At 60.1% G+C, this 26,956-nt stretch carries 20 protein-coding genes; 10 read left to right on the plus strand and 10 right to left on the minus strand.

The features are described from left to right. Positions 1 to 15: 15 nt before the first annotated feature. Positions 16 to 1,656 (minus strand): dihydrolipoyllysine-residue acetyltransferase, encoded by a 1,641-nt coding sequence (aceF, locus tag ABXR19_RS02165; RefSeq protein ID WP_354599439.1) that lies wholly within the window; start codon positions 1,654 to 1,656, stop codon positions 16 to 18. A gap of 95 nt (positions 1,657 to 1,751) precedes the next feature. Further along, on the minus strand, positions 1,752 to 4,424 hold the full coding sequence (gene aceE, locus ABXR19_RS02170; protein ID WP_354599661.1) for a pyruvate dehydrogenase (acetyl-transferring), homodimeric type: 2,673 nt from the start codon (positions 4,422 to 4,424) through the stop codon (positions 1,752 to 1,754). 475 nt (positions 4,425 to 4,899) lie between these two features. Here aceE and ABXR19_RS02175 point away from each other — a divergent pair, with 475 nt between their 5' ends. Both ABXR19_RS02175 and ABXR19_RS02180 read left to right on the plus strand, forming a co-directional pair. Further along, complete coding sequence (locus tag ABXR19_RS02175) at positions 4,900 to 6,984, plus strand: PAS domain-containing sensor histidine kinase (RefSeq protein WP_354599440.1); 2,085 nt, start codon at positions 4,900 to 4,902, stop codon at positions 6,982 to 6,984. Further along, entirely contained in the window at positions 6,974 to 7,606 is a 633-nt protein-coding gene (locus ABXR19_RS02180; protein WP_354599441.1) for a response regulator transcription factor, read from the plus strand. Before ABXR19_RS02175 ends, ABXR19_RS02180 begins: the two co-directional genes overlap by 11 nt. Before the next feature lie 196 nt (positions 7,607 to 7,802). On the opposite strand, the gene trpC is transcribed toward ABXR19_RS02180, so the two are convergent. After that, on the minus strand, positions 7,803 to 8,633 hold the full coding sequence (gene trpC, locus ABXR19_RS02185; RefSeq protein WP_354599442.1) for an indole-3-glycerol phosphate synthase TrpC: 831 nt from the start codon (positions 8,631 to 8,633) through the stop codon (positions 7,803 to 7,805). Between the two features lie 267 nt (positions 8,634 to 8,900). On the opposite strand from trpC, the gene rsmB reads away from it, so the two are divergent. The 6 genes from rsmB (at position 8,901) to ABXR19_RS02215 (ending at position 16,337) form a co-directional block, all read left to right on the plus strand. Then, the gene (gene rsmB, locus ABXR19_RS02190) at positions 8,901 to 10,310 is read left to right on the plus strand and encodes a 16S rRNA (cytosine(967)-C(5))-methyltransferase RsmB (RefSeq protein ID WP_354599443.1); all 1,410 of its coding nucleotides are present in this window, start codon (positions 8,901 to 8,903) and stop codon (positions 10,308 to 10,310) included. Beyond that, positions 10,270 to 10,917, plus strand: coding sequence for a DUF4390 domain-containing protein (locus ABXR19_RS02195; RefSeq protein ID WP_354599444.1), 648 nt, complete (start codon positions 10,270 to 10,272; stop codon positions 10,915 to 10,917). The genes rsmB and ABXR19_RS02195 overlap by 41 nt, the downstream gene beginning before the upstream one ends. Further along, entirely contained in the window at positions 10,914 to 13,031 is a 2,118-nt protein-coding gene (locus tag ABXR19_RS02200; RefSeq protein ID WP_354599445.1) for a sensor histidine kinase, read from the plus strand. The genes ABXR19_RS02195 and ABXR19_RS02200 overlap by 4 nt, the downstream gene beginning before the upstream one ends. 25 nt (positions 13,032 to 13,056) lie before the next feature. Continuing rightward, on the plus strand, positions 13,057 to 14,295 hold the full coding sequence (locus ABXR19_RS02205) for a sigma-54-dependent transcriptional regulator (protein WP_354599446.1): 1,239 nt from the start codon (positions 13,057 to 13,059) through the stop codon (positions 14,293 to 14,295). A 160-nt stretch (positions 14,296 to 14,455) separates the two neighbouring features. After that, positions 14,456 to 15,358 carry a tRNA 2-thiocytidine(32) synthetase TtcA gene (ttcA, locus tag ABXR19_RS02210; RefSeq protein ID WP_435594294.1) on the plus strand — a complete coding sequence of 301 codons (903 nt, stop codon included), beginning with the start codon at positions 14,456 to 14,458 and terminating at the stop codon, positions 15,356 to 15,358. Further along, the gene (locus ABXR19_RS02215; RefSeq protein ID WP_354599448.1) at positions 15,333 to 16,337 is read left to right on the plus strand and encodes an FHA domain-containing protein; all 1,005 of its coding nucleotides are present in this window, start codon (positions 15,333 to 15,335) and stop codon (positions 16,335 to 16,337) included. Before ttcA ends, ABXR19_RS02215 begins: the two co-directional genes overlap by 26 nt. A 60-nt stretch (positions 16,338 to 16,397) precedes the next feature. Here ABXR19_RS02215 and hprK read toward each other — a convergent pair whose 3' ends face one another. The 7 genes from hprK to recA all read right to left on the minus strand — a co-directional run bounded on the left by hprK (position 16,398) and on the right by recA (position 22,069). Further along, positions 16,398 to 17,345, minus strand: a complete 948-nt coding sequence (gene hprK, locus ABXR19_RS02220; protein ID WP_354599449.1) for an HPr(Ser) kinase/phosphatase — start codon at positions 17,343 to 17,345, stop codon at positions 16,398 to 16,400. Continuing rightward, the gene (locus tag ABXR19_RS02225; RefSeq protein WP_354599450.1) at positions 17,314 to 17,799 is read right to left on the minus strand and encodes a PTS sugar transporter subunit IIA; all 486 of its coding nucleotides are present in this window, start codon (positions 17,797 to 17,799) and stop codon (positions 17,314 to 17,316) included. The genes hprK and ABXR19_RS02225 overlap by 32 nt, the downstream gene beginning before the upstream one ends. 181 nt (positions 17,800 to 17,980) lie before the next feature. Continuing rightward, complete coding sequence (gene hpf, locus ABXR19_RS02230; protein ID WP_354599451.1) at positions 17,981 to 18,310, minus strand: ribosome hibernation-promoting factor, HPF/YfiA family; 330 nt, start codon at positions 18,308 to 18,310, stop codon at positions 17,981 to 17,983. A gap of 17 nt (positions 18,311 to 18,327) precedes the next feature. Next, a complete protein-coding gene (locus ABXR19_RS02235) occupies positions 18,328 to 19,830 on the minus strand; it encodes an RNA polymerase factor sigma-54 (protein WP_354599452.1) in 1,503 nt (500 codons plus the stop codon). 45 nt (positions 19,831 to 19,875) lie between these two features. Then, positions 19,876 to 20,598 (minus strand): LPS export ABC transporter ATP-binding protein, encoded by a 723-nt coding sequence (gene lptB, locus ABXR19_RS02240; protein WP_354599453.1) that lies wholly within the window; start codon positions 20,596 to 20,598, stop codon positions 19,876 to 19,878. Further along, on the minus strand, positions 20,585 to 21,046 hold the full coding sequence (recX, locus tag ABXR19_RS02245) for a recombination regulator RecX (protein ID WP_354599454.1): 462 nt from the start codon (positions 21,044 to 21,046) through the stop codon (positions 20,585 to 20,587). Before recX ends, lptB begins: the two co-directional genes overlap by 14 nt. Before the next feature lie 9 nt (positions 21,047 to 21,055). After that, entirely contained in the window at positions 21,056 to 22,069 is a 1,014-nt protein-coding gene (gene recA, locus ABXR19_RS02250; protein ID WP_354599455.1) for a recombinase RecA, read from the minus strand. A gap of 318 nt (positions 22,070 to 22,387) precedes the next feature. On the opposite strand from recA, the gene ABXR19_RS02255 reads away from it, so the two are divergent. Then, positions 22,388 to 23,821 carry an efflux RND transporter periplasmic adaptor subunit gene (locus tag ABXR19_RS02255; RefSeq protein WP_354599456.1) on the plus strand — a complete coding sequence of 478 codons (1,434 nt, stop codon included), beginning with the start codon at positions 22,388 to 22,390 and terminating at the stop codon, positions 23,819 to 23,821. Further along, positions 23,818 to 26,892 (plus strand): efflux RND transporter permease subunit, encoded by a 3,075-nt coding sequence (locus tag ABXR19_RS02260; protein ID WP_354599457.1) that lies wholly within the window; start codon positions 23,818 to 23,820, stop codon positions 26,890 to 26,892. The genes ABXR19_RS02255 and ABXR19_RS02260 overlap by 4 nt, the downstream gene beginning before the upstream one ends. Positions 26,893 to 26,956: the final 64 nt, after the last annotated feature.

The following is a 26,956-nucleotide window of genomic DNA, read 5'->3' on the forward strand; positions in this document are numbered from 1 at the left end:
GGTTCAGTCCTCGCCTCAGAGCAGCACACGGCGAAAGTCTTGCAGCACGCCGGCGAAGTAAGCATTGAAACGGGCGGCAGAAGCGCCGTCGATGACGCGATGATCCCAGGACAGTGACAGCGGCAGCATCAGGCGCGGTGCGAATTGCTTGCCGTCCCACACCGGACGGATCTGCGATTTGCAGACGCCCATGATCGCCACTTCCGGCGCATTGATGATCGGCGTGAAATACACGCCGCCAATGCCGCCCAGCGAGCTGATCGTGAAACAGCCACCCTGCATCTGGTCGGGCTTGAGCTTGCCTTCACGGGCCAGCTTGGCCAGATCGCCCATTTCCTTGGCAATCTCGATCACACCCTTCTTGTCGGCATCCTTGATGACCGGCACGACCAGGCCATTTGGCGTGTCCGCAGCGAAGCCGATGTGAAAGTACTTCTTCAGGACCAGATTGTCGCCGTCCAGAGAAGCATTGAACTCGGGGAACTTCTGCAGCGCCGCCACGGCCGCCTTGATCATGAAGGCCAGCATGGTGAGCTTGGAGCCGCTCTTTTCCAGCTCCTTGTTCATGCTCACGCGGAAGGCTTCCAGATCCGTGATGTCCGCATCGTCATGATTGGTAACGTGCGGAATGACCACCCAGTTGCGATGCAGATTGGCACCGGAAATCTTCTTGATGCGCGACAGCGGCTGCGATTCGACCGCACCGAACTTCGCGAAGTCGACCTTCGGCCAGGCCAGCAGATTGAGGCCACCCACGCCGCCACCGGCGGACGCAGAACCGGCCGGAGCTAGCGCGCCCGAAGAGACCTGAGCGAGGATGCCCTTGACGAAGTTCTGCACGTCATCCTGCAGGATACGGCCCTTCGGCCCGCTCGCAACGACCTTGGTGATATCCACACCCAGTTCGCGCGCAAAGCGGCGCACGCCGGGGCTGGCATGCGACATGGCGGCGGAGGCCGTCGCCACAGGGCCTGCAGCCAGGGCGCCAGTAGAGGCAGACGCAGCGGGCGTCTGCGCGGCAGCTGCCTGCACAGCGGCCACGGGTGCGGCTGTCGGAGCAGCGACCGGTGTGGCTCCTGCTGCGGCAACACCTTCCAGTACGGCCAGCACGGCGCCAACCGCGACACGATCGCCGACCTTGACCAGTACTTGCTTGACCACGCCGGCAGCCGAGCTCGGCACTTCCATGGTGGCCTTGTCGGATTCGAGCGTCGCCACCGGGGCATCGACCGCAATCACGTCGCCCACCTTGATGAACACCTCGATGACCGGTACATCCTTGAAATCGCCGATATCCGGCACGGTCAGTTCAATCTTGCCTGCGGCGGCAGGCGCCGCAACGGGGGCAGCCGCAGGCACGGCCGCGACAGGCGCCGCGGCCGGAGTCGGGGCAGCTGCGGGGGCGGCGGCTACTCCAGCAGCTTCCAGCACCACAACCACCGCGCCTTCGCCAGCGCGATCGCCAACCTTGACGCGCACTTCCTTGACCACACCGGCGGCCGAAGACGGCACTTCCATGGTGGCTTTGTCAGACTCCAGGGTCAGCAGCGGATCGTCGAGTTTGACCGTGTCGCCAACTTTGACGAACACTTCGATGACCGGCACATCCTTGAAATCACCAATATCGGGGACTTTTACTTCGATGAGTTGGCTCATTGTTTTTTCCTAGTGAGGAGTGAGGAGTAAGGAGCAAGGGGCGGAGATCAGCGATAAAAAGACCTGCTGTAGTCTCGCCCCTCATGCCTCACGCCTTACGCATACATCGGGTTCGGCTTGTTGGCATCGATGCCGTACTTGAGGATTGCCGCGGCAACCTTCTCGCGGCCAATCGTGCCTTCGTCGGCCAGCGCCGATAGCGCAGCGATCACCACCCAGCGACGATCCACTTCAAAGTGGTCACGCAGTGCTTCACGCGTATCCGAACGGCCGAAACCATCCGTACCCAGCACCACATACTTGTTCGGCACAAAGGGACGAATCTGCTCGGCATACAGGCGGATGTAGTCGGTGGCCGCAATCAGCGGACCAACCGAGCCCTTGAGCTTGGCTTCAACATGCGAGAGCTTCCTTTCATCCATCGGGTGCAGCATGTTCCAGCGTGCCGTGGCGTTGCCTTCGCGGGTCAGCTCATTCAGGCTAGGCGCGCCCCAGATGTCGGACTCGACCCCCCAGTCGGCCTGCAGCATGTCAGCCGCGGCAATCACTTCACGGAAGATCGTGCCGGAGCCCATCAATTGCACGCGCGGAGCTTTGCTCTTGGCGCCGTTACGGAACTTGTACAAGCCCTTGATGATGTCGGCCTCGGAGCCTTCCGGAAGCGCCGGGTGCTCGTAGTTCTCGTTCATGACGGTGATGTAGTAGTACACATCTTCCTGCTCGCCAAACATGCGGCGCAGACCATCCTGGAAGATCACAGCCAACTCGAAGGAGAAGGTCGGGTCGTAGCTGATGCAGTTCGGGATGGTGCCGGCCAGAATATGGCTATGGCCATCTTCGTGCTGCAGACCTTCGCCGTTCAGCGTGGTGCGGCCAGCCGTTGCGCCAATCAGGAAGCCGCGAGCACGCGAGTCGCCTGCCGCCCAGCACAAGTCCATGGTGCGCTGCATGCCGAACATCGAATAGAAGATGTAGAACGGAATCATCTGCACGCCATGCGTGGAGTAAGCCGTTGCGGCAGCAATCCAGTCCGCCATGGCGCCGGCTTCGTTAATGCCGTCCTGCATGACTTGACCGTCTTTGCTCTCCTTGTAGAACATGAGCTGGTCATGATCCTGCGGCAGATACTTCTGGCCTTCCTGATTCCAGATGCCGTACTGGCGGAACATGCCTTCCATACCAAAAGTGCGCGACTCATCCACCACGATTGGCACCACATTCTTGCCGATCTGCTTGTCCTTGAGGATGGTGTTGAACATGCGCACGATGGCCATCGTGGTCGAGAACTCGCGACCTTCGCCCGACGCCTTCAACTGCGCATCGAAGGCTGCCAGTGCGGGCACATCCAGCTTGGCGGCGGTGCGGCGACGGCTGGGCAGATAGCCCCCCAGATCCATGCGGCGCAGACGCATGTAACTCAGCTCCGGCGAGCCTTCCTCGAACTTGATGAAAGGCATCGACTCGAGTTGGTCGTCAGCCACCGGAATATGGAAACGATCGCGGAAAGCTTTCAGCGAATCCAGCGTCATTTTCTTCGTCTGGTGGCTGGTGTTCTGTGCTTCACCGGACTCACCCATGCCGAAGCCTTTGACGGTATGCGCCAGGATCAGCGTCGGCTGGCCCTTGGTGTCGACCGCGGCCTTGTAAGCGGCGAAGACCTTGAACATGTCATGGCCGCCACGATTGAGCTTCCAGATGTCGTCGTCAGTCCAATCGGCAACCAGCTCCTTGAGTTCAGGCGTGCTGAAGAAGTGCTCGCGCACCCACGCACCGTTCTTCGACTTGTAGGTCTGGAACTCACCATCCACCACCTCGAGCATGCGTTTTTTCAGCAAGCCCTTGGTATCACGGGTGAACAGAGCATCCCAGTTCGAGCCCCACATCAGCTTGACCACATTCCAGCCAGCGCCACGGAATTCGGCTTCCAGCTCCTGAATGATCTTGCCATTCCCGCGCACCGGACCATCCAGACGTTGCAGATTACAGTTGATCACAAAGACCAGATTGTCGAGCTTCTCGCGACAGGCCAGGCCAAGCGCACCGCGCGACTCGACTTCGTCCATCTCGCCGTCGCCCATGAAAGCCCAGACCTTGCGGCCAGACGTATCCTGAATGCCACGATCGCTCAGATAGCGCAGGAAGCGCGCCTGATAAATTGCCTGCAACGGGCCCAGGCCCATCGACACGGTCGGGAATTGCCAGAAATCCGGCATCAGCCAAGGGTGCGGGTAGGACGAGAGACCCTTGCCCGAGGTTTCCTGACGGAAATTATCGAGTTGCTCTTCAGTCAGGCGGCCGAGCAGGAATGCGCGGGCGTAAATCCCCGGGATGGAGTGACCCTGAAAATAAATCAGGTCACCTTCCTGCTGTTCGGTCGGCGCCTTCCAGAACCAGTTAAAACCCACGTCATACAGGGTGGCGCTGGAGGCGTAAGAGGCAAGATGGCCGCCCACATTGGTGTGCTTGTTAGCACGCACCACCATAGCAATGGCATTCCAGCGCAGATATGCCTGAATCCGCAATTCCAGCTCGGGGTCGCCCGGATAGTTGGGCTGATCGGCGGTAGAGACAGTATTCAGGTAAGGCGTGTTGGCGCTGTAAGGCACCACTAATCCGCCATCGCGCAGATCTTCGATCAGGCGCTCAATCAGATAACGGGCGCGTTCGGGACTCTCATGCGCCGAAACTGCACTCAGCGCTTCCAACCATTCTTGGGTCTCTTGCTGATCCGTATCGGTCTGCAACAGGACGTGGGGCACTACCGCCATCATTACTCTCCTCACCAGGGGTTCATGGACCCGCTCCAGTCGGAGGAACCGGAGTGGTTTGCTTTTTTATTCGACTTGCTCGCGCGCTAATGCTGACCCGGCCAAACCGGAGCGAGAGCAAGCCTGCGGGACACTCGTCACCCGCGGGCGCGAAATCCTTCGATCTCACAATATAAAAGAACGACCCTCCCTATGCAATGACAAGCCTCCATCAAATTTCGTGACCGCTCCATAAAAAACCTTGAACAATCATAATGTTGCGGCGCAACATTATGACGATTTGCTAGCACGTCCCGCACTCTGAATTCGACGAGTCTGCCCGTAAGTCTCTAAGTCGCCTTGCGCCTAGGGGAAGCCCTGATGCAGCAAGCCTCGCGCTATCCGGACAATCAGTCACGCGATCGGCATCGAAGGCCCGCAAGGCAGCATCGATCAAGCGATAATCTCTCACCCCCAGCACACAGCACCACCCTGGATGAAACCCCGCGACAATAACGAACATCCGCCCCCCTCACCCCGGAGCCCTCTGTCATCTGCCCTGTCGATCCTGATGCTGGCGGCAGTGCTTGGGCTGGTCTGGTTTGCCGCGCTGCCCGCCGAAGCATTCAAGGGAGGTACGGACCCACTGCGCTTTACCCTGATCATCATCATCGCGCTGGTCGCGGTCGCCACCTGGGGCGTGCTGCTGGCCAAAGCGCAAAACCAGCGCGCAGGACAGATCGAGGAAGAACGCGATCTGTTCTTTCGCCTGTCACTGGATATTTTCGGGGTCCTCAGTCTCAGCGGTCATTTCGAGCGCCTCAACCCTGCGCTGGTGAATATCCTCGGACTGAAACCAGAAAATATTGTCGGCATGTCCTTGCTTGATATCGTTCATGCCGAAGACCTCGGCATTGCCCGGAAAGGCCTGACCGCCCTGGCCAACGGTCGCCCAAGCCAATTCGAGCTTCGCTGCCGCTGCGGCGATGGCAGCTACCGCTGGCTGAACTGGAGCGCGAACCCACTGCTTGAAGAATCGCGAATCTACGCCGTCGCCCACGACGTAACCGGCCGCAAGGCCAGCGAAGACGCGCTGCGCACGGAGTCCACTTTCCGCAAGGCCATGGAGGACTCAGTATTAACGGGGCTGCGCGCAATCGACCGCGAAGGCCGCATCATTTACGTCAATCACGCCTTCTGTGAACTGGTGGGCTACAGCGCCGAAGAGTTGATCGGCCAGAAGCCGCCCTTTCCCTACTGGCCGGACAAGGAGCACGCACAGAACTGGTACAAGCTCCATCTTTGCCTGGCGGGGGAAGCGCCCACTCAAGGCATGGAGCTGCGCGTTCGCCGACGCAACGGAAAGCTGCTCGACGTACGCCTGCACATATCCCCGCTGATAGATGCTCACGGCATTCAGACCGGCTGGATGACGGCGATGACCGACATCACCGAACAAGGCCGCGCCCGCGCCGAGCTGCAAGCCGCCAATGATCGCATCACCACCGTTCTCGAAGGGCTGGACGCCGCCGTATATGTGGCCGAAGCCAGCAGCGGCACCCTGCTCTACACCAATCGCGCCTACGAAGCACAGGCCCGCTTTGCCGGCGAAACCAGCCACATTGGGCTACCGCAACCCGAGCTGGGCGACTACCCGGTAGATCCGCGCAAACTCAACGCTCGCGATGTACCCCGCGAACTTTTCGATGGCGAGCTGCAGCACCCGGCCACGGGCCAGTGGTTTCACCTGCGCGAGCGCGCCTTGCGCTGGGTTGATGGCCGTGTCGTGCGCCTCGCAGTCGCCACTGACGTCTCGGCACTGAAACGTGCTGAAGAACTCAATCGTGCCCAGGAGGAACGCCTCGCCCGTACCTCACGCCTGATCACCATGGGTGAAATGGCCTCCACTCTGGCCCACGAACTGAACCAGCCGCTCTCGGCAATCTCCAACTACAGCATGGGCTGCGTCAATCGGCTGAAGAGTGGCAATTACAAGCACGAAGACATTCTCGGCGCGATGGAAAAGGCCAGCGCCCAGGCCGCGCGGGCCGGCAACATCGTACGCCGAGTGCGTGATTTCGTACGCAAGAGTGAGCCACGCCGGGCACTGGTGAATATCGGTCAGATCGCCGAAGAGGCGCTGGGCATTGCCGGCATCGAGGCCCGCCGACTGGGCGCTCGGGTCAGCACCAATATCCCCGGCGATTTACCACTGGTCATGGCCGATCGCATCATGGTCGAACAGGTGCTGATGAACCTGATCAAGAACGCCGCTGAAGCCATGCAGGATCTGCCGCTGGATGAACGCCAGATTCACCTGAGGGCCCGCCTCACCGCCGACGCCATCGAAGTCAGCGTCAGCGACCACGGTTGTGGCGTCAGCCCGGAGCACCTGGAAAACCTGTTTTCACCCTTCTTTACGACCAAGCAGGATGGCATGGGCATGGGCCTGAACATCTGCCGTTCGATCATCGAATTCCACAAAGGTCGGCTGTGGGTTGACGCGAACCCGGCCGGAGGGAGTATCTTCACCTTTACATTGCCGCAGGAGAAAAATCTTGGTTCAGAACATGACACATAACATTCACCCATCCGAACAGCTCGTCTACATCGTTGACGACGACGAAGCCCTGCGCGACTCACTGATCTGGCTGCTCGAATCGACCGGCCTCAAGTCCCTAGCCTTCGAATCAGCCGAGGCCTTTCTGGCTGCCTACAGCGCGAAGATGAATGGCTGCCTGGTTCTGGATATCCGCATGCCCGGCATGAGCGGCCTGGAATTACATGAAAAACTCAATGCCATGCACGCCACCCTGCCGGTGATCTTCATCACTGGTCACGGCGATGTACCAATGGCCGTTTCCGCGCTCAAAAAAGGGGCTGTGGATTTCATCGAAAAGCCCTTCAACGACCAGGAAATGGTCAGCCTGATCCGCGGTGCCCTGGCCGAAGATCTCAAACACCACGGCGCCCGCCTGCAGGAAGCGGACGCCCAGCGCCGCATCGACGGCCTGACCCCGCGCGAGCGTGAAGTTCTGGAACTGATCGTTGCCGGCCGCCTGAACAAGCAGATCGCCGACGACCTGGGCATCAGCATCAAGACGGTGGAAGTGCACCGTGCGCGGGTGATGGAAAAAATGGGCGTGAATTCACTGGCCGAACTGGTGCAGCATGTGATGATCTCGGCGCCGAAACACGAGTAAGCAGCCGCAGAAAATGATTCTGGCGTTGTTGCGCCTCCTTGCCGTACCAAAGTACTGCCTGCGTCGGCGCGGCTAGCCAGAATCGCTACGTTTCACTTCGCTTCATTTTGCTGCGATTTCTTCGCCCCAACTTTATTACGAAGAAAACAAAAGGCCCGATCCATGGATCGGGCCTTTTGCTTTTGAATCGCACGGCTTAGGCAAACAGCCGCGCCAGCTCGACGCCCGGCTCATCCGCGCGCATGAAAGCCTCACCGACGAGAAAAGCATGCACGCCATGGGCACGCATGCTGGCCACATCCTGCGGACCGAAGATGCCGCTCTCGGTCACCACGATGCGGCCTGCTGGGATACGCGCGAGCTGCGACAGCGTCACCTCCAGCGAGACCTCGAAAGTACGCAGGTTGCGGTTGTTGATACCCAGCAGGGGCGTCGTCAATTGCACGGCCAGACCCAGCTCCTCAGCACTGTGCACCTCGACCAGCACGGCCATGCCCAGATCATGTGCCAGCTGCTCAAGCTCCAGCATATGACTGACGGCAGAACGGCTTGTCGAGGCATTCACCGTGCCGTCCGGCGGCAGAAAGGCGGCCACGATCAGCAGGATCGCATCCGCGCCCATCGCGCGCGCCTCGAAGACCTGATAGGCGTCGATGATGAAATCCTTGCGCAGTACCGGCAAGCTGCAGGCTTCGCGCGCCGCCTGCAGGTATTCGGGCGAGCCCTGAAAGTAATCGCGATCGGTCAACACCGACAGACAGGCTGCGCCGCCTTTTTCATACGAGGCCGCAATCTCGGCAGGCCGGAAATCGGCGCGAATCACGCCTTTCGAGGGGCTGGCTTTTTTGACCTCGGCAATCACGCCCGCGCCGCCGGCAGCAATTTTCGCGCGGATTGCGCCAACAAAATCACGCACAGGAGCCCCGTCGCGAGCAGCTTCAACAATGGCTTCACGCGAGACTTCGCGCTCGGCGGCTTCAATTTCCACCCGTTTGGTGGCGAGGATTTTTTGCAGAATGTCGGACATGGCGGCTGGCTTCAGGGATTCAAGGGGATGCCCGCGCTGCGGGGATCTCGTCAGACCTTATGGTACCGGCAAACCCCAAACAACGGGCTGCTGACAGCCCCCCCCCAGGCAGGCAGCCCAAGACGCGCACCGGACGGACATCTCCAGCCTGTCATGCCGCACAAGCCCGGCCCGAAAGGGTCTACAGCACCCCATGTTCGACAGGCAAGCGCCGTGCGGCTCTCCAGCACCTGCCCGACAGGCTGCCAGACCCGTACAATGCCGGCCATGAACTCAAAACCTTTCGCGCGCCGCCCCGGCGCACGCCCCTCGTCGGGCCATGCCGCCCCCTCTTCCTCCTCTTCCCGTTCCGATCAAGCTCGCCGCCCGCCGCCGCGTGCCTTGCCCGCGCTGCCCACCGGCTCGCTGAGTGAATCCCTGCTGGTTGCCAGCGATGGCTTGGCGGCCGTGCTGAAAGGCTACGCCCTCAACGATGGCCTGCTGGGCCTGTGGCGCGCTTATCCGGAACTGACCGCCGCCTCGCGCGGTGCGGTGCAGGATCTGCTTTACAGCACGCTGCGCGATCACGGCCGTGGCAGCTCCATCCTGCAAACCCTGCTGTCCAAACCGCTGGAAGAGCCGCGCATCGAAGCGCTGCTGCTGATCGCCCTGCACCGACTGGAAACGCGCCCGGAAACTGCCCACACTGTGGTGGATCAGGCCGTGGAAGCGGCGGCACATCTGGCCGAAGGCCGCCTCAAGGCGCTCGTCAATGGCGTGCTGCGCAATGCGCTGCGCCAGTGGCCGGCGCTGATCGCCGGGCTGGCCGACAAGCCCGAGGCGCATTGGCGGCATCCCGCCTGGTGGATCGAAAAAGTGCAGCACCAGCATCCCGAGCACTGGCAGGCGCTGTTGGCGGGCAATAACACTCACCCACCAATGAGCCTGCGCATTAATCCTCGCCGCAGCTCGCTGACGGACTATAGGCGCGAGCTGGAGGCGGCCGACATTTCCTGCGTGGAACTGGGGCCGCTGGCCCTACGCCTGAATACGCCACGTCCGGTGGCTGCGTTGCCGGGCTTCGCCGAGGGCCGCGTGTCGGTTCAGGATTGGGGGGCTCAGCAGGCGGCAACGCTACTGGATCTGCAGGACGGACAACGCGTGCTCGACGCCTGCGCCGCGCCGGGCGGCAAAACCGCCCACTTGCTGGAGCTGGCCGACATTCAGCTGCTGGCCATCGAACTGGAAGAGTCGCGCTGCCAGCGCGTGCGCGACAACCTGAGCCGCCTGGGCTTGACGGCCGAGTTGCAAACCGCCGATTGCAGCCACACCCGCGACTGGTGGGACGGCCAGGCTTTCGACAGGATTCTGGCCGATGTGCCGTGCTCGGCCTCGGGCGTGGCGCGTCGTCATCCGGACATCAAATGGCTGCGCCGCGCGGAGGATGTTGCGGGTTTCGCAACGGTTCAGGCCGAAATCCTCGATGCACTGTGGCTAGTGCTGGCGCCGGGCGGGAAAATGCTTTATCTCACTTGTTCCGTCTTCGCTGAAGAGAATGGACAGCAGGTCGCGCGTTTCGCGGCCCGCCACGCCAACTGCCGCCGCGCGGCCTTTGCAGACGGAACAACCGAGAAACAATGGCTGCCCGACGCCCAACATGACGGCTTCTACTTCGCACTGCTGGAAAAAACTCTCTGAGCCTTCGCGGCATCGGGCGGTCAGCGGCCGTCCGTATCCGGCATTGTTCGCCCTGATCCTGCTGTGCCTGACACTGCTGCAGATGCCCGGCGCACAGGCCGCCGGCAATGGCATGGAGTTCCGCTATCACGAGGTGGTGCCGGTTGACCTGCTCTACATCGTGAACGCCTCGGTGGAGTTGCAGCCCAGCCCACGTCTGCAGGAGATGGTGGAAAGCGGCCTGTCCGTGCCCTTTCAGGCCGAGTTCGTGCTGACACGCCCGCGCTGGTACTGGCTGGATGAAACCATCGTGGCGCGAACCATGAATTTCCGCCTCGCCTATCATGCCCTGACTCGCCAGTATCGTCTGTCGATCGGCAGCATTCACCGCAGCTTCGCCAGTTTCGACGAGGCTTTGCGGGCGATGCTCACCCTGCGCAACTGGATGGTGCTGGATCGCAGCCGCCTGAGCGATGGTGAGCCCTACGAAGCCGCCCTGCGCATGCGTCTGGATATTGGCCAACTACCCAAGCCCTTCCAGGTCGCAGCGCTGGGCAACCGCGAGCTGGATCTGACAACAGGCTGGGCGCGCTGGAATTTCGTCGCCTCGGCGATGGACACGCGATGAAACGACTGATTCTCGTCGTTTCGGCCATCGGCACGATCCTGCTGTTTCTGCTTGCCTCGGCCGGCGCGAACACCTCGCTGTTTTCGCACAACTACCCGCTCCTGCTAGGTCTGAACGTGCTGCTGGCGCTGGGTCTGGCGGTGCTGGTAGGCATTCAGCTGCACACCCTGTGGCGCGAATACCGTCAGCGCAAATTCGGCTCACGCCTCAAACTCAAACTGATCGGCATGTTCATGCTGCTGGCCGTACTGCCCGGCACGCTGATCTATGCAGTGTCGGTGCAATTCGCCGTGCGCTCCATCGAGTCCTGGTACAACGTGCGCGTGGACTCCGCGCTGGAATCGGGACTGGATCTGGGCCGCAGCGCTCTGGATGCCCTCCTCAATCAGCTCGGTGAACGCAGCCGCAGTATCGCACTGGAGCTCGGAGACAATGGCCAGCCGGGGCTCGGGGCGCTGGTGCGCATTCGCGAACAACTGGATGCCGACGAGGTTTCAGTGCTCTCGACCAGTGGACGCATCATCGCCACGACCGGCGACATGCGCAACGGCTTGGCCCCGGATGTACTGCCCTCTACCCAGCTGCGTCAGGCACGGCAAGGGCGCGGGTTTCGGGCCGTTGAAGGTGACGGAGACAGACTGGTAATGCGCGTGGTGGTGCCGATTGCCAGCCGCCTGTTTCAGGCGGATCCGCTGCTGATGCAAGTGCGCGTACCCGTGCCGGAAGCGCTGGCCCAAAGCGCCGAGCGCATCCAGGAACTGCATCAGAACTATCAGGAGTTGCGCCTCGCACGCCAGGGCCTCAAACAGATCTACCTGATCACACTGACTCTGGCACTGCTGCTGAGCATGTTTGCCGCCGTCGGCATCGCCTTCATGTTTGCTCGATCCTTGTCGGCGCCACTGGCGATACTGGCCGAAGGCACCCAGGCGGTAGCGGCGGGTGACTTCTCGCCGCGTCAGTCACTTCCCGCGCGTGACGAACTGGGCGTGCTGACACAATCCTTCAACCGCATGACCCGCCAGTTGCTGGATGCCCGCGCCCAGGCTGAAAAAAATCGTGCCGCCGTGGATGCAGCCCGCGCCTATCTGGAAAGCGTGCTCGCCAATCTTTCGGCTGGCGTGCTGGCGTTCTCGGCCAAGGGTGAATTACGTGCAGCCAACCAGGGGGCGCTGACCATCCTGCAGGATGATCTGGGTGGTTATGAAGCCCTGACGCTCAATGACTGGACGGGACACACCCGTTTTCGCGACAGCATCCTGGCCGGCTTTGCCGACAACGAAAATTACTGGCACAAACAAATTGAAATCGACCACGGCGAGGGCGTGATCCAGACCCTGCTACTGCATGGATCGCAATTGCCGCAGGGCTCGGAAGGCGGTTTCGTAGTGGTCTTCGATGACATCTCCGAACTCATTTCTGCGCAACGCAATGCAGCCTGGGCGGAAGTCGCGCGGCGCCTGGCGCACGAGATCAAGAACCCGCTCACCCCCATCCAGCTCTCGGCCGAACGCCTGCAGCACAAGCTGCTGGATCACCTCAACGAGGCGGATCAGGCCATGCTGACCCGCGCCACGCAAACAATCGTTAACCAGGTCGAGGCGATGAAGAATCTGGTGAATGGCTTCCGCGACTATGCCCGCCTGCCCCCACCACAGCTTGCCCCCATCGATCTGAACGCGCTGCTGCGCGAGGTGCTGGTACTTTACGAAGGCGCAAGCATCCCCATTCTGGCCGAATTCGCCAGCACACTCCCTTTCATACACGCCGATGCCAGCCAGCTGCGTCAGGTTATCCACAACCTGCTGCAGAACGCACAAGACGCCGTCACAGAACAAGTGGCGGGGCACATCACTGTACTGACCCGTCTTGACGGCAAACGCGTCGAATTACTGGTGCGCGACAATGGCTGCGGTTTTCCCGCCGCCATCCTGGCCCGTGCCATGGAACCGTATGTCACGACCAAACCGCGCGGATCCGGGCTCGGCCTGGCAATCGTGCGAAAAATCATTGAGGACCACCGAGGCGAGATCAGTCTGAGCAACCGGGCAGAAGGCGGCGCCGAAGTAAAAGTACGACTGCGCCTCGCACAACAAGAAGCTGTGGTAAATTAGCAACACTCTGTTGCGGTGGGCCGGTATGGCAAAGATTCTGGTAGTGGATGACGAAATCGGGATTCGTGAATTACTGCGGGAAATCCTGTGCGACGAAGGCTATGACGTAGTCTTGGCTGAAAATGCCACCGCAGCGCGCGCGGCACGCCAAACAGCACGCCCGGATCTGGTGCTGCTGGACATCTGGATGCCGGACACCGATGGAGTAACCGTACTCAAGGAATGGGCTGCGTCAGGCTTGCTGACCATGCCGGTCATCATGATGTCTGGCCACGGTACCATCGACACAGCGGTTGAAGCGATCCGCTTCGGCGCATTGGACTTCCTCGAAAAACCGATTTCCCTGCAAAAATTGCTGGCGGCCGTCAAGCGCGGCCTGCAGCGCCAGCCAAACAAGACTCAAGCCCACCTCACGCTGGCCGCCTTTACGCGATCCAATCCTTTGCGTGAGTTGCGCAAGCGTCTGGATCAAATCAATCAAAAGTCCCGCATGCTGCTGCTGCGCGTTGGGCCCGGATCATTGGCGGAACTATGTGCCCGCAGCCTGCAGAACGCAGGCTGCCCATGGCTCGATCTGGGCACGCTGGCTCAGCCCATTGAAGTGCAAGCCCTCGAAGCCGCGCGCGGCGGGCAGGTTTTCATTGAAGATCTGGCGCAAATCAACCGGTCGCAGCAGAAGAATCTTGCTTTTGTCATCGACCGTCTCGACAAGTACGATCTGCACCTGCTCGCCGCCACCACCCAACAGGCCGACCAACTGCTGAAAGACGGTTGGGATCCTCAGCTGGTACGGCGCATGTTCGAGGTCGCATTGGTTCCCCCGTCTCTGCTCGAACTCAAGGAAGAAGTTCCGGAACTGGTTGCCCAGCTCCTGCAACACCTCACGGAAAGTGGCGAAGTCCCGGCGCGTACGCTGACAACCGGGGCACTCAACGCCCTGCGCAATAGCCCTTGGGGCGGCGGCTTTGGTGAATTAAGGTCTGCCGTCAAATCGCTTGCACTCGGCTCATTGGAAGAAGAAATAAGTGCCGAAGAAGTCGTGCGTTTCATATCTCGCGCCTCGACAGCCGCACTGGCTTTGCCGCTGGACTTACCGCTACGCGAGGCACGCGAAACCTTCGAACGACTTTACTTCGAATACCACCTGCAGCTGGAAGACGGCAACATTACCCGGCTTGCAGACAAAACAGGCCTCGAACGCACCCACCTGTACCGGAAGCTCAAGCAACTCGGCATTCAGGTGGGCCGTAGATCGGAAGCCTGAACACTGGGCAAGCCCCTGATCCATCACAGTTTTTACCGGCAGCGAGAGCAGCTTCGATATAATCACGCACTTGCAGCCCAACCCCGACCAAATCGTGAATCTTGCCAGCCCAACACCCGAAGACTTGTCCAACACAGTCCTGCGCCTGAAAAAGCGCTTGATGCGCGGCATTGGCCAAGCCATCGCGGACTACAACATGATCGAAGAAGGTGATGTCGTCATGGTGTGCTGCTCGGGCGGTAAAGACTCCTATGCCCTGCTGAACCTGCTGCGCGACATGCGCGAACGCGCGCCGATCGACTTCCGCATCATTGCGATCAATCTGGATCAGCGCCAACCAGGCTTCCCGGCCGAAGTGCTGCCGGCCTACTTCGAATCCATCGGCGTCGAATACCGCATTGTCACTGAAGACACTTATTCAATCGTCAAGGACAAGATCCCGGAGGGTAAAACTACTTGCGCCCTCTGCTCACGCCTGCGACGCGCCATCATCTATCGCACCGCGAGCGAACTGGGCGCGACCAAGATTGCCTTGGGGCATCATCGCGAAGACCTGATAGAAACCCTGTTCCTGAACATGTTCTTTGGCGGCAAACTCAAGGCAATGCCCCCAAAGCTGCTGTCTGATGATGGGCAGCACATGGTGATCCGACCACTGGCCTACTGCGCAGAAAAGGACATCGCCAAATATGCACGCGCGATGGATTTCCCGATCATCCCGTGCAACCTCTGCGGCTCGCAAGAAACCGCCCAGCGCAAACAAATCAAGGCCTTGCTGGGCGAATGGGAGCACAGCTTTCCGGGCCGAGTGGAGTCCATTGCCACTGCCCTTCAGAACGTAGTGCCCAGCCACCTCGCTGATGGCAAGCTGTTTGATTTCAAAGCCTTGACGCGCAATAGCCTTGTCAGCGAGGGCGATATCGCCTTTGACAGCCCGATCGTCAGCCTGCCACCCACGCCGACACCAGAATCCTTACCGATCCACTGGATAAAGAATGATGATTCTCTCGACGCAAATCCTTGGAGCCGCCTGAATAATGACGAGCACACCCATCACCACTGAAACCTGCGTCCTGATCGCCGAAATCACTGGCGATAATTCGCTGCTGGACAAAATCGGTGGAATAGAAACTCAGCACGCTGTTGAGCGTAGCCGAAAACGCGCCGAGCGCTCGATAGAGGCTTATCAAGGCTTTGCCGTGTCGGCTGATGGCCGCCGCCTGGTCGCGCATTTCCCGCGTGGAGAGAACGCGGTACTCGCAGCCTTCGACATGCGCGCACGCGTCAAACAATTACCGCCCGTTTCCGGGGTTGCCTTATCCGTACACGTGGTGATCCACGCCGGTACGGTCGAAACCGCTAGCAATCGTCCCGACGAAGCCGCTCTCTCCCTCGCCCAAAAGCTTGTCTCGGCCAGCCCTGCCAACCAGATCCTGATCAGCGGAGAGGGTTACACCAGACTGCCGGAGAGCATGCGCAAACAGCTGGTTGCTGAACCGCCCAGCTCAATCGCAGTGCCCGGCTACACCGAACGCGTATACGCATTCCCGCCGGGCGTTACTCCGACCGCGACCAGCAGCACGGCAGCTACGCCAGCTTCAATCGAGGCGTTCTCACCGACATCCACCTCGCTGAGCATCAATCAGAGCGTGCTGGACACCACCAATCACAGCGAATCTCCCGTATTCAGCCCCGCCGCCAACGCGCCGCAGCGTACTTCTTTGATGCTGCGCCACAACAAGAACAACCTTTCAGTATCTGATCACCACCCGGTGGTACTGGCTGGGCGCGAAGAAGGCAATGACTTGGTCATCGCGGACCGTCGTGCCTCACGGCACCATTCGCGCATAGAATGGCGTCACAACCATTTTGTGTTGATCGACACCAGCACGAACGGCACTTTCATGGTGGACGATGCGGGCAATGAGGTTGTGCTGCGTCGTGGAGAAGCAGACCTGCCGAACCGCGGACGGATCGGCTTTGGCTATTCGCCCACAGAAGTCGGAGCAGAGGTCGTATTTTTTGACATCGGCCAACGCTGAGCTCAGTGCACCAAAAAAAGCCCGCCTTCATTCGGCGGGCTTTTTTGTGACCTGTGAAAGTCAGCGGTCATAAGGGTCATCATTATCCAGAATGCTCCGCTGACGTACGACAAACTCCTGAGTTGAATCAATCCCGCGAAGCTGCAGGATCGTGTTGCGCACCGCAGCCTCAAGCAGAACCGCAAGGTTTCGCCCTGCCGCAACCGGCAGCACAACGCGGCGCACGGGGACCCCCAGCACGTCCTGCATATCGTCATCATCAAGCGGCAAACGCAAAGGCTCATCATGCCCACCCGTGCGACGCTGCAAATGTGCGATGAGTTTGAGCTTCATTTTTCGACGACACGCAGTTTCGCCAAAAATCGTACGGATATTCAGGATGCCCAGACCGCGCACCTCCAGAAAATCCTTGAGCATTTCAGGGCAACGCCCCTCCAGAATCCCTGAAGCAACGCGCGAGATTTCTACAACGTCATCCGCCACCAAGCCATGGCCGCGTGTAATCAGCTCCAGCGCCAACTCGGACTTACCCGCGCCCGAGTCGCCAGTCACCAGCACGCCAACCCCCAGAACATCCATGAACACGCCATGCAGCGAAACGCGCTCAGCCATCTTGCGTGACAGATAGACCCGCAGGACTTCAATCACGCGTGCGGATTCCAGCGGTGAGGCCATCACCGGCACTCCCGCTTCATCGCAGGCTCGACGGACAATTTCCGGCACGTCGCAATCATCAGCAACGATGACTCCGGGAGGAGAGCAGGCGAGGATGCCCAACAAATGCTGCTCAAGGTGTTCGCGGGTTTGTTGGCGTGCCCAAGCGAACTCTGCTTCGCCCATGATCTGCAAACGATTCGGGTGAATCAGGTTGAGGTGACCCACCATATCGGCTGGCCACACCCGATGATCAGAAACCGACAACCAAGAATCCAGACGCCCCGCAACATGACGCAATTGCAGCGCAGTGCGATTGGCCTCAAACAGCTGGGCTACGCTCGCTCGACGCATGGATGCTCCAGTCATCAAAAGCTGCCGCAACACTCATGGCATCCGGCGCGGCACAAAGGGTTTCGCGGAACGTCTTGTCGCTGAACATCTGCGCCAACTCTGCCAGTAAACGCAGATGCGTTTCATTGGCCTGTTCAGGCGCCAGCATGATGAAAAACAGATTGACCGGAGCCCCATCAGGCGCATCAAAATCGATGGGGTCACGCAGGCGCAGGAAAGCGCCTTGCGTCTCCTTGAGGCCTTTGACGCGCTGATGCGGAATCGCAATCCCCATGCCCAAGCCCGTCGAGCCAAGCTTTTCGCGCTGAGTCAGCGCATCGACCACTTTCCTGGCCGCCAGACCGCTATGCTGCTCAAACAGGGCCCCCACGCACTCAAACACCGCGGCACGGGAATTCAGCGCGATATCAACAACAATCCGCTGCGGATCAAGAATCTTGGAGATCAGGTTCATGCCAGGTTCGGTCTTACTTACAGAACAGCGGCGAGTCTCCTTTCGGAGCTCGCCGCTTGTCAGGTTGGAAATTGACAGTTCAGGACTTCATCCTGCAGTCGCGGCAGGCCCATTATAGGCCTCGCCCGCCCTGCTGCGTCCAGTCCGGCCGCAGCACAGCTGAACTGTGTTGCGCGCACGCTCAGTCCGCGCTTGCAATGCTCTGGCGCTTCACGGATTCATGACCGTGATCACCGGCTTTCTCCTTGTGCTTGAGTACCTGACGATCCAGTTTGTCAGCCATCGCATCGATCGCCGCATACAAGTCATCGTCTTCACACTCCACGTGGATATCCTTACCACGCACGTGCACTGTCACTTCAGCTTTCTGTTTGAGTTTTTGTACCGAGAGGATTACATGGGTTGCCGTCACATGATCAAAATGACGAATCACCCGATCAAGCTTGGTGCTGACATACTCGCGCAGGGCGGGGGTCACTTCAAGATGGTGCCCGGTGATATTGAGATTCATAAAACACTCCTCTCCTGTTAGATCGACTTGCGCTGACTGACCGGCGGAATATTGAGCAACTCCCGGTATTTCGCGATTGTCCGGCGTGCTACCACAATACCCTGCTGGCCCAACAATTCAGCAATCCGGGCATCAGACAAAGGCTTGCGCCCGTCCTCAGCCGCAACCAGCTGGCGAATCAGCGCGCGAATCGCCGTAGCTGAACATTCACCACCCGTATCGGTGGCAACGTGACTGCCAAAAAAATATTTCAGTTCAAAGACGCCACGGGCACTGGCCATATATTTCTGAGTCGTTACCCGCGACACCGTCGACTCGTGCAATTCCAGCTCTTCAGCGATCTCGCGCAAGGTAAGCGGACGCATCGCCACTTCGCCATGCTCGAAAAACTGTCGCTGCCGATCCACTATCGCCTGTGAAACCCGCAGGATCGTGTCAAACCGCTGCTGTACGTTCTTGATCAACCACTTCGCTTCCTGCAGGTGCGTCGACAGTGTGCTGCTTACGCCCCGGTTATGGTGAAGTATATCGGCATAGACCTTGTGAATCCTTAGCCTCGGCATTGCTTCCGAATTAAGATTTACCGTCCAGGCACCCCGATATTTCCGGACAACCACATCGGGAATCACATAACGCGTCTCGGGCGCGGCAAAACGAGCACCCGGCCGGGGATTGAGGCTGCAGATCAACTCCTGCGCGGAACGCAATGCATCGTCATTACAGGACAGTCGGCGCTTGAGCTTGGCGAAGTCACGTGCGGCCAGCAACTCCAGATTGCCATCAACGATGATCATGGACAAGCGCCGTGACTCGCTCTCCGGCAGGGTCTTCAATTGCAAAAGCAGACTTTCCTGCAGGTTGCGCGCCCCGATTCCTGCCGGATCAAGGCTTTGCACCTGATGCAGGGAAATCGTCAAATCTTCCAGCTCAACATCCCATTCAGGCGGAATCAGCGGAAGAAGCTCTTCAAGCTCCTGCAGCAACAGACCGTCATCATCCAGAGCCTCGATCACCAGCATGACCAAGGCGCGATCCCGATCCGTCATGGCCATCAAGGCAACCTGACCCAACAGATGATCCCGCAAGGACGTCGCTGCGGCCTGGAGATCCTGAAAATCGCCGTCTTCACCATCGCCACTTCCGTGCGAAGCCCCTTCACTGCGCCATTCGGCGGCCTCGCCGATGTCGTCATCCGACACACTGTCGTAGGCTTCGTTGATGCTATCGGGCATGTCGGCCACGCTCGCCGCTTCATACTCGTCCTCGCCCGAAGACACGCGCTCGCTGGAGTACTCCTCACCCGCAGTGGCCATACTGGCCTCTTGCGGCTCGGGCAGAGACGGACTTGCGCCCTCATCTTCCTCGCCCGCCTCGCGTTCCAGCATCGGGTTCTCCAGCAGCATGCGCTCGATTTCCTGATTGAGTTCGAGCGTGGACAGTTGTAGCAACTTGATGGATTGCTGCAACTGTGGCGTCAAGGCCAGTTGCTGGGAGAAGCGAAGCTGAAGCGAGGGTTTCATGCGGACAGTGATACCAGCCGGCCCATGCCGGCCTGATGAAAAACGTTATAAACGGAAATGTTCACCTAGATAAACTTGGCGTACCTGATCATTTTGCACAATCTCTTCCGGCGTACCACCCGCCAGCACTTCACCCGCATTGATGATGTAAGCGTGGTCGCAAATCCCCAGTGTTTCACGCACATTGTGGTCGGTAATCAACACCCCGATTCCACGTGCTTTCAGGTAGCTAATGATCTTCTGAATATCCAGCACTGCAATCGGGTCAACCCCTGCAAAAGGTTCATCGAGCAGAATCAAACGAGGGCGGGTTGCCAGCGCCCGGGCAATTTCCACCCGACGACGCTCGCCGCCGGAAAGAGACATTGCGGTCGCATCGCGCAGATGGGCAATGTTCAACTCATCCAGCAACTCATCGAGACGCTTCGCCTGCTCTGCTTTACCCAGCTTCTGCAGCTCAAGCACCGCCAGAATATTCTCGCTGACCGAGAGTTTGCGAAATACCGAGTTTTCCTGCGGCAGGTAAGACAAACCTTGATGAGCGCGCTTGTGGATCGGCCAGTGAGTCAGATCCGCACCATCCAGATGGATGCTGCCGCCATCGGCACGCACCAAGCCAACAATCATGTAAAAACACGTCGTCTTGCCCGCCCCGTTGGGGCCCAACAAGCCCACTACCTCACCACTGCCGACCTGGAAGGAAACATCGTGCACCACGGTACGCGACTTGTAGCGTTTCTTCAGGCTGGCTACCCTAAGCAGACTCATTAAATGGTTCTTTCAACATTGTCCGGATCACTTCAACCGTAAAACCACGCGATTGCATGAAGCGCGCTTGGCGCGCCCACTCGCTTTGATCCTTCGGCAACTCACCAAATTTTTTCGCCCACACCGCACGTGCGCGCGTCAGCTCATCCTCGACAAGACCTTCGCCCAACGCTGCTGCGGCAATTTCGTTACTCACGCCTCGATCAGCCAGTTCGCGCCGCAAACGTTCGACGCCCACGCGCCCGCCCTGAGTGCGCACCAAGCTTTCAGCAAAACGCACATCCGATTGCAGGCCGGTTTCGGCCATGCGATCCAGCACGGCTTCAACGTCCTGCCCTTCGACAGCCTTGGCTTTAAGCTTGCGCCGCAACTCCACGCGCGAATGTTCGCGCATGGAGAGCAGCCGCAAGGCCGTCGACTTGAGTGATGGAACCGGTTTCTTGCTCACAGACCTGAATTACTCCGCTTTCACCTGAATGGCAATCACGCCGACCGCCTCGCGGATCTTGTTTTCGATCTCGATGGCAATGGCCGGATTATTGCGCAGATATTCGCGCGCATTATCCTTACCCTGACCGATTTTTTCGCCCTTGTAGGCATACCAGGCGCCACTCTTCTCGATGAATTTGTGCTCGACACCCATATCGACCACTTCACCTTCGCGGGAAATACCTTCCCCGTACAGGATATCGAAGTGCGCCTCACGGAACGGCGGCGCCACCTTGTTCTTGACGACCTTGACCTTGGTCTCGGAGCCGATGACTTCATCACCCTTCTTGATCGTACCGGTACGACGGATATCCAGACGCACGGAAGCGTAGAACTTCAGCGCGTTGCCACCCGTCGTGGTTTCCGGGCTACCGAACATCACGCCGATTTTCATGCGGATCTGGTTGATGAAGATGACCAGCGTATTGGTGCGATTGATGTTGCCAGTCAGCTTGCGCAGCGCTTGACTCATCAAACGGGCTTGCAGGCCGGGCAACTGATCGCCCATCTCACCCTCGATTTCGGCACGCGGCGTCAGCGCGGCGACCGAATCAATCACGACCATGTCCACACCACCGGAGCGCACCAGCATGTCGGCAATTTCCAGCGCCTGCTCGCCCGTATCGGGCTGCGAAATCAGCAGATCTCCAACATTCACGCCGAGTTTCTGGGCATAGACGACGTCCAGCGCGTGCTCGGCATCGATGAACGCAGCCGTACCGCCCATTTTTTGCAGCTCGGCAATGACTTGCAGAGTCAGTGTGGTTTTACCCGAGGATTCCGGGCCGTAAATTTCAACCACACGGCCGCGCGGCAGACCGCCAATCCCCAGAGCGATATCCAGCCCCAACGAGCCGGTGGAGATGGCCTGAATGTCGGACACCACCTCGCCATCACCCAGACGCATGATGGAACCTTTGCCGAATTGCTTCTCGATTTGTGCCAGCGCAGCAGCAAGTGCTTTGGCTTTATTGTCGTCCATGTAATACCTCACTCAGTGGTCGGAAAGATTATGGCACAGAGCTTGCGAGGCAGTGCTGACTGCCGGGACTCAGGCCTTTCTTGGTACTGTATAAATATACACCAAAAGCTCTCGGGCGCAACACCGCTGTTTTCGGTAGCGAATTACAGTGTCTGATTTATGCAGCAGCGGGATGCCTGATCCTTCACATTTGTTGGTTAAGCTCGGTAAAGCCGCTTGGCTTGGCAAGACGCTTGAGTAATGATTCGCTTCCGTTGCTGCGACCCCTTGCACCCCTTTACCCATGGCGCCTTTGCGGATAACGCAGAGATGAGTTTGATGAGTCGTTATACCCTTGCCCTGCTGCTGTCCATTTGCGGCCTGCTAGCCGCGTGCCAGAACAAGGACACAGCGTCCGTCGGAGCCAGCGCTTCTGCGCCCACGAACGGCGAATCAAAGCTGGCCGCTGACGCCAAGGGCGCCGCCGCGCGCGGCAATCGGCCTCAGGTAGTGACCACTACGCTGAGCCGCATCGAAAACGTGCCCTTGCTACTGGAGGCCCAAGGCAATGTGCTGGCGCTGGATGAAGTCGATGTGCGCCCGCAGAAGAGCGGCATGATCACCCAGATCCACTTCAAGGAAGGCGACGAAGTCCGCCGTGGTCAGTTGCTGCTCTCGCTCGACGCGCGCGACGATGATGCCAATGTCAGCAAGGCCGCCGCCGGCTTGGCCAGTGCGGATGCCGCATACATGATCGCCCAGCGCGATCTGAAACGCGGCCAGGAACTGGCCGACAAGAACTTCATCGCCCCATCGGCGCTCGACACCACTCGCAGCAAGGCCGATACGGCGCTGGCCAATCAAGCCCAGGCGCGCGCGGCTCTGGAGCAGGCCAAGGTGACGCAGTCCTACACGCGCATCCACGCGCCTTTCGACGGTCGCGCCGGCGTCATCAATGTGCGCCCCGGCAGCCTCGTCACCTCCAATTCGACGTCCGTCGCACTGGTCAAGCTGACGCGCATGAACCCGATTGGCGTGACTTTTGCGCTGGCCGAACGCGATCTGCCGGCCTTGCTCGAATCCATGCGCAAAGGCCCGGTCAAGCTCAGCGCCAGCACCGCCGCACAGGACAAGCTGGCCGGCGAGGTCATCTTCATCGACAGCAATATCGACCGCACCTCCGGCAATGTGCTGGTCAAGGGCAAGCTCGATAACAGCGCGCGCAAAGTCTGGCCAGGCCAGTATGTCTCCATCAAGGTAGAAGCCGGCAGCATTGCGGATGCCGCCGTACTGCCCGCCCAGGCAGTGCTCAACGGGCCGAACGGACGTCTCGTCTACGTGATGCAGGAAGACGGCACGGTGCAGCCCAAGCCAGTTGAGCTACTGCGCATCGCTGGCGAAAAGGCCGTGCTCAAGGGCTTGCCAGCCGGCCTCAAGATCGTGCTGGAAGGTGGTCAGAATCTGCGCCCTGGCAGCAAGGTCAGCGAAGAAAAGAGTGGCGGCAACGGTGAAGGACGTAGCAAACGAGACGGCAAGCCGGCCTCCGAACAGGCTGCCCGCGAAGCCGCATCCAGTGGACCTGTACAGGCAGGCAGCCCGAAGACCAAGGCTGCAAGCGCCTCTACAGGCAAGCCTTCATCCACAAGCGTAGCGCTGCCTGAAGGCTTTACACCGCACGACCCCGAACGCTGGGCTGCCGCCACGGACGAGCAGAAACAGGAAATCATTGCCCGCTGGCGTGAGCGTCAGGCAGCCAAGGCCGCCGCGCAATGAAATTCACCGAGCAGAGTATCCACCGTCCGGTCGCCACCACCTTGCTATGGCTGGCAGTGATGATTGCCGGCGTCGCCGCCTGGTTCAATCTGCCGATTGCGGCCCTGCCCTCATTCAATCAGCCGATCATCGAGGTCAGTGCCAATCTGCCCGGCGCCAATCCGGAAACCATGGCCTCCTCGGTCGCCACCGTCCTGGAGCGGCAGTTCTCGACCATCGCCGGGCTCAAGATGATGACCTCGACGAGCCAGCTCGGCAGCACGCGCATTACGCTGGAGTTCATCCCCTCGCTCAACATCAATTCAGCCGCTGTCGATGTGCAGGCCGCGCTGCTGCGGGCGAACCGCCAACTGCCCAAGGACATGACCAACCCGCCGAGTTACCGCAAGGTCAACCCGGCCGATGATCCGGTGCTGTTCATCACCCTGGATTCGCCCTCACTGTCGCTGGACCAGCTCAACGATTTTGCCGACAACCTGATCTCACCCTCGCTGGCCACCCTCGAAGGCGTAGCGCAAGTCACCATCAACGGCCAGAAACGTTACGCGGTGCGCATCAGTGTTGATCCGGCCAAGCTCGCGGCACGCGATCTGTCGATTGGCGAACTGTCGACCGCGCTGGCAGCCGCCAACTCCAATACCCCGATGGGTTCGCTGGATGGCAAACGCCAGTCGCTGGTGATTACCGCCAACGACCAGTTGCAGAACGCGGCCGACTTCGCGCGCATGATCGTTGCCAACAAGAACGGACAGCCGGTGCGCCTGGCCGATGTGGCGGACGTGATCGACAGCGTGGAGAACGTCAAGAACGCGTCCTGGGTCAATGGCAAGCGCGGCCTCAATCTGCAGGTGCTGCGCCAGCCCAGCGCCAACACCGTGGCGGTCGTCGACGCCGTGCGTGCGGCCCTGCCCAAGCTGAAGGCACAGCTGCCCGCCTCGGTGGATATCAACATCCTCAACGACCGCTCCGTCTCGATCCGCGAATCTATCCACGACGTAAACCTCACCATGCTGCTGACCGTCGGACTGGTCATGCTGGTGATCCTGATGTTCCTGCGCCGCGTGTCGGCCACCCTGATTCCGTCAGTCTCGCTGCCAGCCTCCGTGCTGGGCACTTTCGGGCTGATGCTGTGGTTCGGCTACAGCCTCAACAACATCTCGCTGATGGGCCTGACGATTGCCGTCGGCCTGGTCGTCGATGATGCCATCGTGGTGCTGGAGAACATCGTCCGGCACATCGAAAATGGCGTCAAACCCTTCCCGGCCGCCGTGCGCGGCGTGCGCGAAGTCGGCTTCACGGTGATCTCGATTTCGGTCTCGCTGATTGCCGTCTTCATCCCGATTTTCTTCATGCCCGGCGTCATCGGCCTGATGTTCCACGAATTCGCCGTGGTCGTGACACTGTCCATTGCCGTGTCGGCCGTCGCCGCCCTGACCATCATCCCGATGCTGGCCGCCCGCTTCATCCACCATCATCCGGATGAAGCCGCCAACGCCCCCGCCTGGAGCCGTGCCTTCGAGCGTGGCTTTGACGCTGTGCTGAATGCCTACACCCGCAGTCTGGCGTGGACCCTCAAACGCCGCTGGCTGATGCTGGTGCTGACGCTGATCACCTGCATCGCCACCATCGCGCTGTACCAGATCATGCCCAAGGGCTTTTTCCCGGAAGAGGACATCAGCCAGGTCCGCGCCCCGATCACCGCCGCGCAAGACATTTCCTGGCCCGCAATGCGCGATCTGGTGCTGAAGGTCGATGACAAGATCCGCCAGAATCCGCACGTACTCGACGTGGTGTCCAACTCCGGCGGCAACAACCGCGCCTTCATCTTCATCACCCTCAAACCGCAGAAGGAACGCGGCAAGATGAAAGACGTGCTGGAAAGCCTGCGCCGCGACACCGCCGGCATCCCCGGAGCGCAGATTTCCTTCTCCGCCATCCAGAATCTGCGTATCGGCGGACGCAGCTCGAATGCCCGTTTCCAGTACACTCTGCAGGCCGTCGATTACGATCTGGTCGCCGGCTGGGCCGAGCAGATGCAACGCAAACTGCGCGAATCAGCATTGCTGAAAGACATCAACTCCGACGCCGAGCGGCGCGCCGTGCAGGCCAAGCTGATCATCGACCGCGATCAGGCCTTGTCGCTGGGCGTGGACATGCAGAGTCTGCGCAACGTGCTGAATGCCTCATTCGGCGAGCGCCAGGTCACCACCATCTACGCGCCGCAGGACAACTTTCCCGTCATCCTGCAATGGGCCGAAGCCTTCCGGGCCGACGAAGGCGGGCTGGAATTCCTGCGCGTGCGCTCGAAAACCGGCCAGCTCGTGCCCGTCACCGCCTTCGCCCGCATGGAGCGCGCGGCCGTGAACAACTCGGTCAACCATCAGGGCCAGATCGCTGCCGTGACGCTGTCCTTCAACCTAGCGCCCGACGTTACCCTGTCGCAGGCGATTGATGAGGTGCGCCGCATCAAGAACGACATGGCCATGCCTGCCAACGTCTTCGGCGCCTTCGCCGGCGACGCAGCGGTGTATCAGGAATCGCAGAACAGCCAGCTGTGGCTGATCCTGATCGCCATCGCGGTGATCTACGTGGTGCTCGGCGTGCTGTACGAAAGCTGGATTCACCCGATCACCATTCTGGCCGGCATCCCCTCCGCCGCCGTCGGTGCGCTGCTCTCGCTGCAGCTCGCCGGGCTGGAGCTGACCTTCATCGCCATGGTCGGCATCCTCCTGCTGATCGGCATCGTCAAGAAGAACGCCATCATGATGATCGACTTCGCGCTGGAGGCGCAGCGCAAGGAGCACATGTCGCCGCACGACGCGATTAGCGCCGCCAGCCGCCTGCGCTTCCGCCCGATCATGATGACCACCCTGGCCGCCATCATGGGCGCCCTGCCGATTGCTCTCGGCATCGGTGCCGGCGCCGAGCTGCGCCAGCCCATGGGCGTGGCGATTGTCGGCGGCCTGATCTTCTCGCAAATGATCACGCTCTACGTCACCCCGGCGCTGTATCTGTCGTTTGACTGGCTGCAGCACAAGCTGGGGCTGGTGAAGGGCGCGGCGAAACACTGATTCCGGGGCTTTGCGTAGGGTGGGTTCGGAGCGCAGCGACAACCCTCCTTCACGTATCGGCAAG

The sequence above is a fragment of the Uliginosibacterium flavum genome (assembly GCF_040566545.1).
Classification (GTDB): domain Bacteria; phylum Pseudomonadota; class Gammaproteobacteria; order Burkholderiales; family Rhodocyclaceae; genus Uliginosibacterium; species Uliginosibacterium flavum.